Source organism: Kiloniella sp. (assembly GCF_048259265.1).
Taxonomy (GTDB): domain Bacteria; phylum Pseudomonadota; class Alphaproteobacteria; order Kiloniellales; family Kiloniellaceae; genus Kiloniella.
This window is the reverse complement of the sequence record NZ_JBLXHT010000006.1, coordinates 197,468-210,658: the sequence shown is the minus strand read 5'-3', so window position 1 is coordinate 210,658 and position 13,191 is coordinate 197,468. Positions and strand designations below refer to the sequence as shown.

General features: G+C 45.6%; 13 protein-coding genes. 4 read left to right on the top strand and 9 right to left on the bottom strand.

Annotated features, from left to right (window positions below; translation table 11 throughout):
- Window positions 1-57: 57 nt before the first annotated feature.
- From ACN0QW_RS11765 to ACN0QW_RS11735, 7 genes are all read right to left on the bottom strand, one after another.
- Window positions 58-1,686: an ATP-binding protein gene (locus ACN0QW_RS11765; protein WP_417431704.1), complete on the bottom strand. Its 1,629-nt coding sequence runs from the start codon at window positions 1,684-1,686 to the stop codon at window positions 58-60.
- 188 nt (window positions 1,687-1,874) lie between these two features.
- Window positions 1,875-2,849 carry a quinone oxidoreductase family protein gene (locus ACN0QW_RS11760; protein ID WP_417431702.1) on the bottom strand — a complete coding sequence of 325 codons (975 nt, stop codon included), beginning with the start codon at window positions 2,847-2,849 and terminating at the stop codon, window positions 1,875-1,877.
- 207 nt (window positions 2,850-3,056) lie between these two features.
- On the bottom strand, window positions 3,057-3,461 hold the full coding sequence (locus ACN0QW_RS11755) for a carboxymuconolactone decarboxylase family protein (protein ID WP_299381572.1): 405 nt from the start codon (window positions 3,459-3,461) through the stop codon (window positions 3,057-3,059).
- Window positions 3,462-3,537: 76 nt separating this feature from the next.
- Window positions 3,538-4,626: a lipid A deacylase LpxR family protein gene (locus tag ACN0QW_RS11750; protein ID WP_417431700.1), complete on the bottom strand. Its 1,089-nt coding sequence runs from the start codon at window positions 4,624-4,626 to the stop codon at window positions 3,538-3,540.
- Window positions 4,627-4,843: 217 nt separating this feature from the next.
- Window positions 4,844-5,470, bottom strand: a complete 627-nt coding sequence (locus tag ACN0QW_RS11745) for a hypothetical protein (RefSeq protein WP_417431698.1) — start codon at window positions 5,468-5,470, stop codon at window positions 4,844-4,846.
- Between the two features lie 167 nt (window positions 5,471-5,637).
- On the bottom strand, window positions 5,638-6,477 hold the full coding sequence (locus ACN0QW_RS11740) for a cyclase family protein (protein ID WP_417431696.1): 840 nt from the start codon (window positions 6,475-6,477) through the stop codon (window positions 5,638-5,640).
- A gap of 289 nt (window positions 6,478-6,766) precedes the next feature.
- Window positions 6,767-7,582 carry a helix-turn-helix domain-containing protein gene (locus ACN0QW_RS11735; RefSeq protein ID WP_417431694.1) on the bottom strand — a complete coding sequence of 272 codons (816 nt, stop codon included), beginning with the start codon at window positions 7,580-7,582 and terminating at the stop codon, window positions 6,767-6,769.
- A 543-nt stretch (window positions 7,583-8,125) separates the two neighbouring features.
- Between ACN0QW_RS11735 and ACN0QW_RS11730 the strand changes: the two genes are divergently transcribed.
- The 4 genes from ACN0QW_RS11730 to ACN0QW_RS11715 all read left to right on the top strand — a co-directional run bounded on the left by ACN0QW_RS11730 (window position 8,126) and on the right by ACN0QW_RS11715 (window position 11,007).
- A complete protein-coding gene (locus ACN0QW_RS11730) occupies window positions 8,126-8,767 on the top strand; it encodes a LysE family translocator (protein ID WP_299381557.1) in 642 nt (213 codons plus the stop codon).
- A gap of 112 nt (window positions 8,768-8,879) precedes the next feature.
- Window positions 8,880-9,635 (top strand): Crp/Fnr family transcriptional regulator, encoded by a 756-nt coding sequence (locus tag ACN0QW_RS11725; RefSeq protein ID WP_299381554.1) that lies wholly within the window; start codon window positions 8,880-8,882, stop codon window positions 9,633-9,635.
- Between the two features lie 62 nt (window positions 9,636-9,697).
- Window positions 9,698-10,429 carry a Crp/Fnr family transcriptional regulator gene (locus ACN0QW_RS11720; protein WP_417431691.1) on the top strand — a complete coding sequence of 244 codons (732 nt, stop codon included), beginning with the start codon at window positions 9,698-9,700 and terminating at the stop codon, window positions 10,427-10,429.
- A 35-nt stretch (window positions 10,430-10,464) separates the two neighbouring features.
- On the top strand, window positions 10,465-11,007 hold the full coding sequence (locus tag ACN0QW_RS11715; RefSeq protein ID WP_417431689.1) for a hypothetical protein: 543 nt from the start codon (window positions 10,465-10,467) through the stop codon (window positions 11,005-11,007).
- 42 nt (window positions 11,008-11,049) lie between these two features.
- Here the strand turns inward: ACN0QW_RS11715 and ACN0QW_RS11710 are convergent, their stop codons facing one another.
- Both ACN0QW_RS11710 and nirK read right to left on the bottom strand, forming a co-directional pair.
- Window positions 11,050-11,841 (bottom strand): formylglycine-generating enzyme family protein, encoded by a 792-nt coding sequence (locus ACN0QW_RS11710; RefSeq protein WP_417431687.1) that lies wholly within the window; start codon window positions 11,839-11,841, stop codon window positions 11,050-11,052.
- Window positions 11,842-11,905: 64 nt separating this feature from the next.
- Window positions 11,906-13,114, bottom strand: a complete 1,209-nt coding sequence (gene nirK / locus ACN0QW_RS11705; RefSeq protein WP_417431685.1) for a copper-containing nitrite reductase — start codon at window positions 13,112-13,114, stop codon at window positions 11,906-11,908.
- Between the last annotated feature and the right edge of the window lie 77 nt (window positions 13,115-13,191).

Sequence of the window (13,191 nt, the reverse complement as noted above, 5' to 3'; positions counted from 1 at the left end):
CAAAGCTACACACGACAGTAAAGCCCTGTCGAAGTTAATGAGCTCAAAACAGTAAGATTAGTATTGCAAAGGTAAGCTAACGTAAACTGTTGTCCCCTCGCCATAGACGCTCTCTATCCTAAGATCGCCCCCTTGTGCCAGGGCCAATTTCTTGGAAAGGCTCAGGCCGAGGCCAACACCTTCATGAGCCCGTGTCATACTATCAGCAACCTGATTAAAGGGCTCCATAACCCGTTCAAGGTTTTCTTCGGTGATACCAATGCCATTATCACGAATTACAAAATCAATATATTCTGGCCTTGTCACTTCAGCACAAAATTCAATTTTGCCTTTTGCTGGTGTAAATTTGATCGCATTGGTAAGCAAATTGGCAATAATCTGTTTCACATGCTGCTTATCAGCATAGATGTAGTAATCATCATCAGGTTCTATAATCTCATAGGAAACATCTTTGTCACTTGCCCGAGTTTTGATCAATTGGATACAACAGTCCATCAACTTTTTAACAGGTAAATTTTCTGGCTCGGGAGATATCTTTCCCTCTTCGATAAGCGAGATATCCAAAATATCATTAATGATATCCAGCAAAAAACGAGCCGACGTCTGAATATCCCCGGCATACGTCTTATATCTATCAACGCCCAACGGGCCAAAAAGCTCACGTTCCAGAATTTCGGAATAACCAATAACCGCATTTAACGGTGTTCTTAATTCATGACTCATGTTCGCAAGAAACTGATTTTTGGCGTGGTTTGCGGCTTCCGCCCGGTTCTTCTGTTCAATCAATTCATAACGCGCATTATGGGTTTCAATGGCACCTCGACAGCTAAACGCAAGCGATTGAATAAAATTAAGTTCTATCTCTGTCGGTCCACGTGTTGTTTTATAATAAATGGCAAAAGTTCCATAAGTCACTCCAGTGAGACTAACAATTGGATGGGACCAGCAAGCCCGATAATCGGTTTTCTTAATAACATCCAGATAATCACCCCAATTGGGGTGGTCGTACACATCTTCAACAATAACAAGCTCTCTCCGATGAGCTGCAGCCCCACAGGACCCCACATAATCGCCGATTTCCAAACCATTAACCAATTCAATATATTCGGCGGGAATAGAAGGCCCAGAAAAATTACTAAGATAACGCTCATCCTCCAGAAACATAATCGCGCAGTTCATATGAGGAAATATAGTTTCAATATTGGTAATCAGTAGATCAAAATTTTCCTTTAAGGGGACGCCCTTGGTCACATTAACCAGCATTTCGTTGTAGGCAGACATCGTTTTTTCACGGGTCTTTAGCTGAGTAATATCAACACTAACACCCAGATAATACTTATTTGGATCGCCTTTAAGTTCCAACGGGCACAAGGATAATTCTTCCCAATAATAAGCCCCAGATCGACCCGTACAGCATAATTCACCTGTCCAGGTCTTTCCTGCACGAAGCAAAGCCCACAATTCGGAATAAAAGGTATCAGGATGATATCGGGATCTAAGCTTTTGGACTGATGCGCCCTCTAACTCGTCAATCCTATAGCCAGAAACATCTGCAAGTTTCTGGTTGGAATATTTTAAAATACCATCATCAGACAGAATATATACAAGCGCGTGATTATTGATTAATCGAAGCAGATCTTTCGCAGGGCCATCGATAAAGTCATCAAAAATCGGGGGTTGATCCATTAAGTTACACTCACACATTCTGTTAGAGTTTTGTAATATCTCGCGCCTAGAACGAGATTATACACAAGTAATAAGGGATTTTCTAGCAACAAGAATCCGCATCCCGTTGCGATACTATCACCATACACTTAATTGAACTTAAATGACCAACCCCCGCTGTTTATTTTCTCAATCTACTACTTTGCCTTTTATGGCAACAGAACAGTTGACCCGGTTGTCTTACGCGTTTCCAACTGGTCATGGGCTTTGGCAACATCAGACAGGTTAAACTTCTGATTGATGCTAATCTTTATTTCCCCAGACGAAATCATGGCAAAAAGTTCATCCGCAGCAGACTGTAAATACCCCGGTTCTGCCGTGAAATGGAACAATACTGGGCGCGTAACGCTATAGGACCCCACCGCCAGGTCAGACAATTTAAAATCAAGTGCTGGTCCCGAAGACTGCCCAAAACTCACCAAGGAACCAAAGTTTTTCAAGCACTGTAATGACCCGGGATAGGTATCTTTGCCGATGCTGTCATAGACGGCATCCACCCCCTGCCCGTCGGTTATCTCTTTTACCCGCTCGACAAAGTCTTCGGATTTATAATCGATCATCTTGCTATAACCATGGGTGGCAGCAAGGGCACACTTTTCTGCCCCACCAGCCGTTCCATAGGCCGTAACACCTTTTGCTGCCAGCCATTGCCCGGCGATCAGACCAACACCGCCCGCTGCGGCGTGAAAAAGAACTTTCCTTCCTGCCTCGGCAACATAGCTACGATGTAAAAGGTAATGCGCGGTCAATCCTTTGAGCATTGATGCAGCAGCAACTTCGTCCGAAATCGTATCCGGTAATTTCACCAGATGTTTGGCATCGATCACGCGGTGCGATACATAGGCCCCATTCGGAATGGTATAGGCCACACGCTCACCAACGGCAAAGCCAGAGACACCGTCGCCCACGGCTTCAATCACACCTGCGGCTTCGCTACCAAGGACGAGGTCTTTCTCGACAGGCCAGGGATAAAGTCCCGTACGAAAATAGGTGTCGATAAAGTTCACCCCAATGGCCGCGTGACGGACCAGAACTTCGCCAGCAGCTGGGGATGGTTTGGAAATTTCTACCTGTTCCAGAACATCACTACTGCCCTGTTGGCGCGCAACTATTGCATAGGTCATCTTTATCTTTCGGGTTTATGGTTTATTGAAATGATACGTTTTAGATACGGCGCAAGAACCGGGGTTTCAATCTTTTAATCGATCCTCGCACAATTTTGAAAAGTCCGTAAATTCAGAGTTCCAAGATCACTGAAGTTCCGTGGCCTTGGAACTCTGTATTTAAGAAATACAGAACTGACGCGAGAACAGAACTTCCGAGGAGAATTATTATTCTTCCAACAAAAATTCCGGATCGGTTGGCAATTGCAGGGCCGTCGCCAATTGATTTGTTTTCGATGCCAGCGCCACGATTTTGAGAACTTCGGCATGTTGCGTGGGGGTCATGCCCTTGGCTTTGGCCCCTGCGGTATGGGAATGCACGCAATAATTACAGCTATTAACAATGGACACCGCAAGATACAGCATTTCTTTGGTCAATGGATCAAGGTCAGACGGTGTTGCCATTACGGCCTTTACCTCGGCCCATGTGCGCTCTAACAGATCCGCATCAAAAGCCAGATAGCGCCAGATATTGTTGATAAAATCCGTCTGGCGCGTCGCCCGAATATCATCAAAGACAGCTTTTACCCGGGGATTATTTTCCAGATCTTCCGGCGGCAGAACAGTGGACATAAGGTGCTCCTGAAATAGCAAAAATTAAGTAACGTTTGCCAATAGAATAATCACATCTGCACAGGCACGACCAGTCTTAAAACCGCACACCTAAGCTTACGGCACCAAAGACAGCGGGGTCGTCTTGTCCTTCGAACTCTTTGGTGCGGTACACCATGGTATAACTGACGCGGTAACGGTCATAGGTCATCGCTAAGCCAGCATTGGCATCGGCGACAAAGTGATGTTTGTCCACGGAATGTGAATCGCTAAAGGTATTACCGTCCAGAAAGATATTGCGTGCCACGGCACGCCCTTCTATCCCAGCGAAGAGATACCAGCTCCAGCCATCATCAGGGGTATCAAAATACCCCGTGCCGGGAAGACCCGGTTTGACACGCAGCGGTCCGTCTTGCCAGACGTCCTTTTCCGGGGTCAGTCGAAAGTTAATCCCTACATCGGCAAAGGTATGCACATTGCCCAGTGTCGCGCCATAGTAAGGGGATGCCGACAGGCTTAACCCACCGGCGTCAACCGACATATAATCAGGGAAGCGTCGTTGCCACCCCAAAGAAAAGGTCGGTTCGTGATTAAGCTGATTTGACCAGCCATGGGGTGTCGGGCTGCTAGGGGTGACATGTGTGTGAACAAATTTTTGGGCCTGTTCGCCCAATGCCGCTGGGCCAACGATCCCAAGAGATGCTTCTATTTCATCCAAATGGTTATCCGTGACGGTTACCAAACCAATTGATCCGTACAGATGCGCGGCCCACGGGCGATCATTGGGGTCCTGTTCACGCTCGCGAATATTTTGTGGGGTATAGATATTCTGCCCCAAAGAATAAAACACACTGGATGTTTCATTAATGCCAAAGGTCGGGATAACACGATCCAGAGTATAGGCTATTTCTGGTAAATCAGCATTTACATCCAAATACCCTAAGCGGACGCCACTGGTATAATTTTTATCGGTTCCTGCTGTGCCAAGGGAATCATTTTCGATGACCAGCGAAATATACTGGTCTTCTTTTTTAGACGCGACGCGACCCGTTAACTGTTCTTGAAAGGTAACATCTGGATCTGTTAATAGATCAGCATCCTGCGCAAGAGCTGGCGAATTACTGTAAACCAGCGCCGCCGATACCAAGCCAGAAGAGAGTCCAAAAAAGAGCGATCTAACTTTCAAACCGGGATACCCCCACTATAAAATAATTTGATAAAAATTTTATCCACCACACCTAACACCCTATCCCTACGAAGAGATCATGGCGGAAAAATGTCAGCCCCATTGTCTAACAGATAACCGGTACAAGATAAAATCTCCCTTCGTAAGAATAGGGAGTTTTATAAATTTTCCATAAATTGTGTGATGGTAAATCGTTTCGAGAAGCTATTACGATTTTTCAACGGCACACAGTTTTCTGAAAAGACGTTGAAAGATAATAGTCCAGACCGTCGCCTATGTTTTCAGGATTGGAACCTTTAAAAGCTGCTAAAAATTTCGTTGATAATGCAGGCACAAAATTCACAGAATTGGGGTTCAAAAACCCGTGCCCAGCATCGCTTTGATAACACGTTACATTGTCTTTTTCAGCCACCGATTTCATAACATCCTGAACGGAAAAGTGGGTTTCAGTCTTTGGAAAAACCAATGTCGCAGGACATATGGGATAAACAGAAAGATAATGCCGTATCTGGCCGGGATAAAAGCCAACAAAGCGTTTTACCCTGTCGGCATAGGCAACATTTCCCAAGATACGCCATGCTGTCGATGCACCGACACTGAATCCTATAAGAAACATTGGTCCTTCTGTCTCTTTAATCGTTCTTAGCAACAAGTCCAGATAGCCATCATACCCACATTCGTTCATGAAATGATCATAGGCTTGTTGCTCGTTATCAAAAACAGGTTGCTTCCCGCCTAAGGGATCAAGCGTCTGCACCGCAAATTCCCGATCGAGAAATTGCGTCTCTAATGCCGTAATAAAGGACGTTCGCCCAAAAATTTCGGGCAAGATAATAGTCTGCATACATTTCCCAAGGTTTGGTCTCACCACCCTGAATAGGCGTGGCGCGGATATAGCATATTTTTTTACATATAGTACGGGATATATAGTTGGGGCGTTGTTTCTTCCTTTGCTTGGAAAGAACAACGCCCCGACAATTAATACTGAATAGGCTTGTAGGGTAAAAACCCCTAGACCATCGCAAAAATGCGAGATGGGCCACCTGTACCGCCACGATGTTTTGGAGCCCCGACAACCAATGTCGCGCCACTTTCCGGAACTTTGTCCAGATTGGCAAGACATTCAACGCCCCAACGATTGGTTGGCAACCAAGCATAGTGGGTCGCAAAATCACCGGACTGACCGTAATCCAGCGACAGACTATCCGTAGCCAACCCAACAGCATTGGTTTCCATTAGCATCTGCGCGGCTTCAACATGAAAGCCCGGAAAATGCATCTTTTCATCACTGCCAACATTTCGGAACTTATCACTGTCAGCAAATTTATCCCAACCAGAATTCATGGCAACACAAGCCCGGTCAGGAATAGGACCATTTTTAGAAACCCATGCCTTGATATCATCAGGCGTAACCTGTGCATCGGCATTTGCCACTGCTTTTTCTCTGATATCAACAACGCAGAGGGGAACCACCAGATTTTCCACCGGAATTTCGGCAACGGATTGACCATTTTCTGAAAAATGCAGCGGTGCATCCAAATGAGTACCAGTGTGTTCATTCACTTTTAATTCAAACAGGTTGAACTTGTGCTCGGCATAGTTAAATTTCTGTTCTTTGAAAAAGCCCTGTTCCCCGAAATAAGTCGGGAAATCTTCGTGAAGTTCATGGGTCATGTCTTCGACTTTACTGGCACCTGCAGCCATCACAGGCGTCGATGAACCAACTGAAACAGCCCCACCAACAACACCAATCGCCCCAGTGGCCGCCGCTGTGGCCGCTGCTTTTCGGAACAAATCACGACGGGATAACATCTTTTCTTTGACGGCTTCGATTACACACGCATCACACATAAACATTTCCTCCCAGATTTTTCAGACTTAATTCTTAGTAAAATAAGCTTCAGAAATTATTTTCCAAACGGGTGTTCAGAATGAACTTAGGGAATGTACTGGCGAGATAAGGAGGCCAATACAAAAGTGACTTCGAAATTATATCTCTTCGTAACGTAGCTTAACACGAACAAAAAAAAGCATAAAGATCAGGCATTATTCAGTCCGGGACTGTCACAAGCCATAATGGTACAAGAAGGTGAGAAGCAATCAGCTCCTTTTCATATCCTTACAATTTATGATCTTAACGTTAATAGGCCTTATCTTCTAATTGTTGCTTAAAGATGTCGCTACTATTCAACAGGCTTCCCTCTAACTCGGCGACGGCGTCGTTAATATCAGACAAGTGTTTATCTGCCGCAACCTTGGGGGACAGGGCAGAGGAAAAGAACACCATATTAATTGAAGCCACGACTTGCCCACGGTAAAATACAGGTCTGGCGATTGACGAAATTCCCTGCGCCGTTTCATCGATACTTTGCGAATACCCGCGTTCTCTGGTGATCCGTACCAGATTATCAACATGGGTCTGATCTCGCGCCATACGATCCCCAGGATCATCAGATGCCCGAAGAACCCGCAGGATTGATGCTCGCGTTTTCTCATTAGAAAAACAGAAAAAAGCTCGGCCCAGAGATGAAGAAAGAACAGGCCACCTGACACCAACCATAGATCTGTGATTTGAAAGCGGGCTGAATTTATGCGTTGTTTCGCGTATCAACATGCCCTTACCATCAAACGCAGCCAAGTCAGTTGGCCATACAACCTTTTTCAGCAAACGTCCCAACACAGGTGCGCCCAGTTGTGTTACCCAGTCGCGATGATCATATCCCTCGCTGAGAGATTTAACTTCCATCGTTAAGTGCCAAAGCGAAGAAGAGAGCGCGCCAGACTGTACAAAACCGTCCTGTTCCAAGGTTTCCAGTAAACGATAGACTGTTGTTCGGTTTAACCCACTCAATCGGGCAAGCTCCTGAACAGGTAAAGGCCCCTCTCTGTTCAAAACCTGTAAAAGTGTTAATCCCCGTGAAAGCGCCCTCACAGGTTTATAGACCTCACCATCCATAAGAAAAAACCATCCTCATCCCATACTCCGATTTAAGACCTCGATCAGCTTCTCTGGCTTGCAGTTCTGAGCTTGATATTCTGGACTTGCTGACCTCAGGTTAATGTCCGGGGCTTAATGTCCCAAACTAAGTCATCCCAAATTTAACATCATGAAAAAGCTCTGAAGCAAAACCATGTTCGTATAGTGAACATTTATTAGCATTTTATTGTGAAAGAACCAAAAGCCTTTAAAAATACGTACAAGGAGATCACGTTGTTCCGTAAGTAATAGGAACACAGGAGCATTCACCCCTTTAACTTTAGGTGGTAAATGTTCTGTTAGTACCAGACACAGTTTATAGCATCTGATTATCAAGATCAGGTCTATTTAAACCAGAGGCATTTGAGGTGAGAAGTTCTGTTGCCGAACCAGATCTTCACATTGTTGAAGAATGCCAAAGGGCCCTTCCCCACTATGTCTGTTACGACAACGTGATCTTCCAAAAACCAGAATTCATCAGAAATTCCAGACCTATCGCAACCCAGAAATTGGAACTTGCCCGTGCTACCCCTTGACGTCATCGCGCTTTTCTTTCCGCTTTGCATTTTACTAGCCTTAACACCCGGGCCCGATAATATTTTTGTGCTGACCCAATCTGCTTTGAATGGCAAGTTGGCAGGAATTCTGGTGGTTTTGGGTCTTTGTACAGGGGTTCTCGTCCATACCACAGCCGTTTCTTTGGGCGTGGCGGCAATATTCAAAGCCTCGCCAACAGCATTTAACGTTCTGAAGATTATCGGTGCCCTTTATCTGCTTTATCTGGCATGGGGGGCTTTCCGCGCAAAAACAGAAAATATTACTGTCGATCAGCACAAGCAAAATCGCGCACAAAAAGTCGGATATTTCAAACTTTATCAGCGGGGAATCATCATGAATGTAACCAACCCCAAGGTATCTATTTTCTTCCTGTCCTTCTTGCCACAATTTGCCGACCCAACCCGTGGTAACATGTCGTTACAAATGATCCAGCTTGGGGGCTTCTTTATTCTTTCCACTATTCTGGTTTTCGGGGGCATAGCCTTTCTGGCTGGTGCCGTTGGCGAATATTTACAACGATCATCAAAAGCACAGACCATAATGAATAAGACGGCTGGCGTTGTTTTTATTGCTCTGGCCATAAAACTTGCCACCATTCAGCAATAGCGCCCCCTATTACTTTGACTATACTCTTGCTACCCTGATTCTTTGGGCTTGATCCAAATCAAGTTCGAGCCAAAAAAAATAGAGTACTCTCGTTCAAAATCAGTGCTCAATTATGCCCTGTGCCCAAACTATGTCCGGTGCCAAAATATATCCGGAGAAGGAGATCAATCGGCATGCCGCAACAAACGTATACATCCAAGGAGAACCCTTTTCATTCTCCTTTTCTAGAATTGGCCGCAGAAAAAAAAAAGTTCTCTTACCCCTTAGCCGTATAGAAACTTTTCCTGCGGGGGCAACAATTGTAAAATTCGGCGAAAAGGCCGAAAATTTTTATGTCCTTGAAGATGGTTATGTACGGCTTGTCCTGAACTCCACCTGTGGCGATAAAAAATCAACTATTGATGTTCTCGGCCCGGGCAGCGCCTTTGGCGAAGAGTCGATCACACGATCAGCTTTGAATAACTTCACCTGCATCGCACTGGACGAAGTTGAAACACGCGTTATTCCCGGTGATGTTCTTAGGCGAATTTTACTCGAAGATCCTGTGCTTCTCTTTCGGATGATGGGCAGCATTTCTCTTAACATGCATTCTTTGATGACCCAGATTGCGGATCTGAAGATGCGCTCAACAGCCGAAAGGCTGAGCATGTTTTTGTTAGGACTATCAGGAAAAGAGGACGGCGATGATATCGTCACCCTACCTTACGACAAACGTGTTATTGCTGATAAGCTCGGTATGTCACCAGAAACCTTGTCACGAACCTTTGCAAAATTGAAGAAAATCGGTGTAAATACACAACCTGGGAATCAGGTTGTGATAACAGATATTGAAATGCTTGCAGATTACTGCGGCTATTCTTTTGTTTAAAACTTTGGCGCCTAAAAAGAACACTTCAAGAAATAGTCCTGCAAAAGGTAGAGGCTCTTAACATGAAACATTTTGCCATCGGGGATAGCGAGCTTCAGATCCTGAACAATGTTGCTATTTTTTCTCAGCTCCCGTCTAATCTTCTACAGGGATTGTTTGAAAATACATCCGGCACCTTTTACCAAAACCAAACCGACCTGTTTATGGCTGGTGATGAGGCTGACGGGTTTTATATTCTCTTGTCCGGCGAAGTTCATCTGACAATCCTGACCGCTGACGGCGCACAAAGTCTTGTCCGTATTGTCGAACCTGGTGAAAGCTTTGCCGAAGCAGCCATGCTTGGTCTTGGGGAGTTTCCAATCAATGGAACAGCAATGTCAAAATCGGCGATTGTTAAAGTCTCTAAATCCCTGTTCGAGAAAAAAATATCAAGCGATCCAGAAGCATCCTTGCATCTGTTAAGCGCCCTAATTAAACGGCAACAATTCCTTATCAGCGAGATTAAAATACTCAAAAGCCTTTCCCCCTGCCAACGTGTCGCGTCAAAGTTGCTGTCGCTATACGAAAGCAACAAATGGAAAGGATCAGGGAACTTACCCCGCTGTAAACAAACCATGGCAAGCAATGTAGGTATAGATCCCGCGAGTTTTTCGCGGGTACTTCGTCGCCTGGAAGATGCTGGCATCGTGTGCGAGGGGCAAGAAGTTATCATTACTGATCCCGATAAACTTCGTCAGTATTGCGCGGGATTTGGCTATGTGTTTGACGAAAACAAGCTCTTGATGTCTGCATAAGCACGTGATGCGTCACCAACCAGGACTGATCTGCTATGGATAACGAGATTACTTCCGATAAAGATGACGAAAATTCTCACTACCTCAGGGTCGAAGATTTAATCGCAACAGGCCGAATACCTGTTGATGTTGTCACTGGCATTCTCTTTGAGTCTGAGCAAGAAGCACGGGTAATATTACAATCGAATTTTGACCCGATCCCCTTACGACTAAAACTAACCAAGCTGGGATGTATTATTGATCGCAAAGAAACAAAAGATGGATGGCTATTCCACATCCATCGCGATGCCCCCTTATCAGAAAAAGAAAGATCCACACAGCCCGCCAAGGCAACCTTTCGCTTTGACGACGACATCATAACCATTGATGTCAGGTCTTTTGACTATCCCAATGACCTTCTTGAAGTTTTACGTTTTATGGATACATCCCTTGATACCAATTATTTCGGTGTAGAGATCAAGAGGTTCTCAACAAAATTCAAAGACGTACTATCACAACGTGGATGGACCAGCGTTTCAGAAACAAAGCACAAAGATGATCAAGGGGATTTTCTGGCTTTGATACTTGAGCAGAAATAATCAGGGATCATAAATCAGCTGTCGATCCTCACGGATCACCCCTTACACCTTTTGTTCCAACACAAGACGAAAGCCAACGTTGTTAGGCGGTGATCCAACAGAACATCCACCAATCTTAGGGTCCCTAATCAATTCAGACTGATAGGATCTGTGTTCCCCCTGCATAATGCGTACACCGCCACAGGCCTCGCTGCGTTCCTTTGATGTTGTCAGATCGCTGTAATCAGTGCTCCAACAAGTTTGCGTCCACTCCCATACATTGCCCTTTAGATCTACCAACCCGTATTGATTTTCACCATACCCACCAACCATTTTGGTCTTGCTGGATTTTGGACGGCTGCTAAAGGTGACGTAGTCTGCAGCCCAAGCCAGTCTGGGATCATCAAAAAGTTTTTTCGGGGGGCTTATCACATCACGGGAAAAATAATTCCATTCAGATTCCAGCGGCAATCGAAAAGCCTGTCCTGTTTTCAGTGAAATCCAGCGAATGAATTCTTCTGCATCGAAATAACTCACCTGAGTTACAGGATGCTGAGGGGTTTCATTCTCGCGTATCTTTGGCTGGTAACTGCACCCACCGTCATCGTAACATGCTTGCCAATGTGCGATCGTGACTTCTGAATAGGTAACAAATATCGTTTTTGGTTCTGTGTAACCGGATGTGGCATTTGGCTCTAATTCAACCTTAACCAACTTGGGGTGATATGCCGGATTTTCAGCTAAAACAGCATCCAGTCTGCTCTTTTCCGCATGGTGCTCTTTCAAAACAAGTGCACCACCGCCAACAACGAGACCAAGTAACAAGGTTACTAAGATATGTTTACTGTTTATCATCACATCACCCCAAATATCTGGGTAAATCAGCGCCAAGTCACTCTTGGCTTATGCCAAACTCTGCTTAGGCACTCTCGTCACCCTTCTTGATTTGCTTCATCAAATCATCGTTCCACTCGCCCTCAACCACCATGTGGGCGACGGCACCAAGTTCAGTTGCTTCAATCAGATTGTGATTGACATAGGCATAAACACCCGGTTGTTCGAACTCATAATGAAAAGCCCCTGCGGAACCGCCACGGATGATCGCAGTTTCATGTCCGCGTCCGGGAACGTCACTAAAAGACCCAGCTTCCCATGAGAAATTCCAGTGCCCACCGATTAAGTGCGGGCGACAGTCTCTATTTGCTTGGGAATGGATAAAGAGAACCTTTTCACCAACCTTGGCCGTCATCGCCCCTTCACCTGTCAACGCACCGACTTTACCGTTAAAAACCTCATGTGTCGGGATCAAGCCACGGGCAACTTCCATAACTTCAGAGAAATCTTCACCAGCTTCAGAGAACTTCATATAGTTGCCGTTTTCATCTTTTGGTACGTAGAAGTCCTGTTCGCCGATGTAATACATTTTATCATAGGTGATTGGATTACCGTGCCCATCTGTCAGGCCATCACGGGGTAGAACAACAACCGCGCCATTCATTCCTTTGATTACATGGTAAGGGATCATAGATCCACCTGGTGCGCAGTGATATACAAAGGCCCCCGGTTTTGTAGCTTTCCAGCGCAGGATAGCTGTCTCACCCGGCAACACGTGGGTCAATCCACCACCGCCCAAAGCACCTGTTGCAGCGTGGAAATCAACATTGTGTTCCATCGCGCTGGTTTCGGGGTTTTCCATGGTGACTTCGACATAATCCCCTTCGTGAACAACGATCAAAGGACCAGGAACACTGCCGTTGAACGTCAGCGCAATCGTCTCAGCCTCGTCATCAAGTTTCCAAGGCATTTCTTCGACAGTCAGAGTAACCTCAACCACTTTGGGTCCACCTTTGGCCACCTGATCATGTTCTGGTGCAAAGGGCGGCGCGACCATTTTCTGTTTCACGCGGGGTAGTTTTGCAATTTCTGCTTCGCTTAGGGATGCTGATACCTTAACTTCTGCGCTCGCAACCTGATCGTATTCCAGATCTGTCTGTGGTTTCACCGTCAGACCAGAGGCACTGGCCTGACCTGCAAGTGTAATCGCACCCAAAGCAGCACCCGTTGAAGCCAGTGTTGTGCCCCGCAAAAAGCTGCGACGATCCATTGTTTTATCGTTATTGTTTTCCATGATCTTGCTCCTAGATAAGGTTCCGATCTCTGCCAGAACTCTTGTGACCCCTTAGGTTTACAGGAAGGGATAGGCCT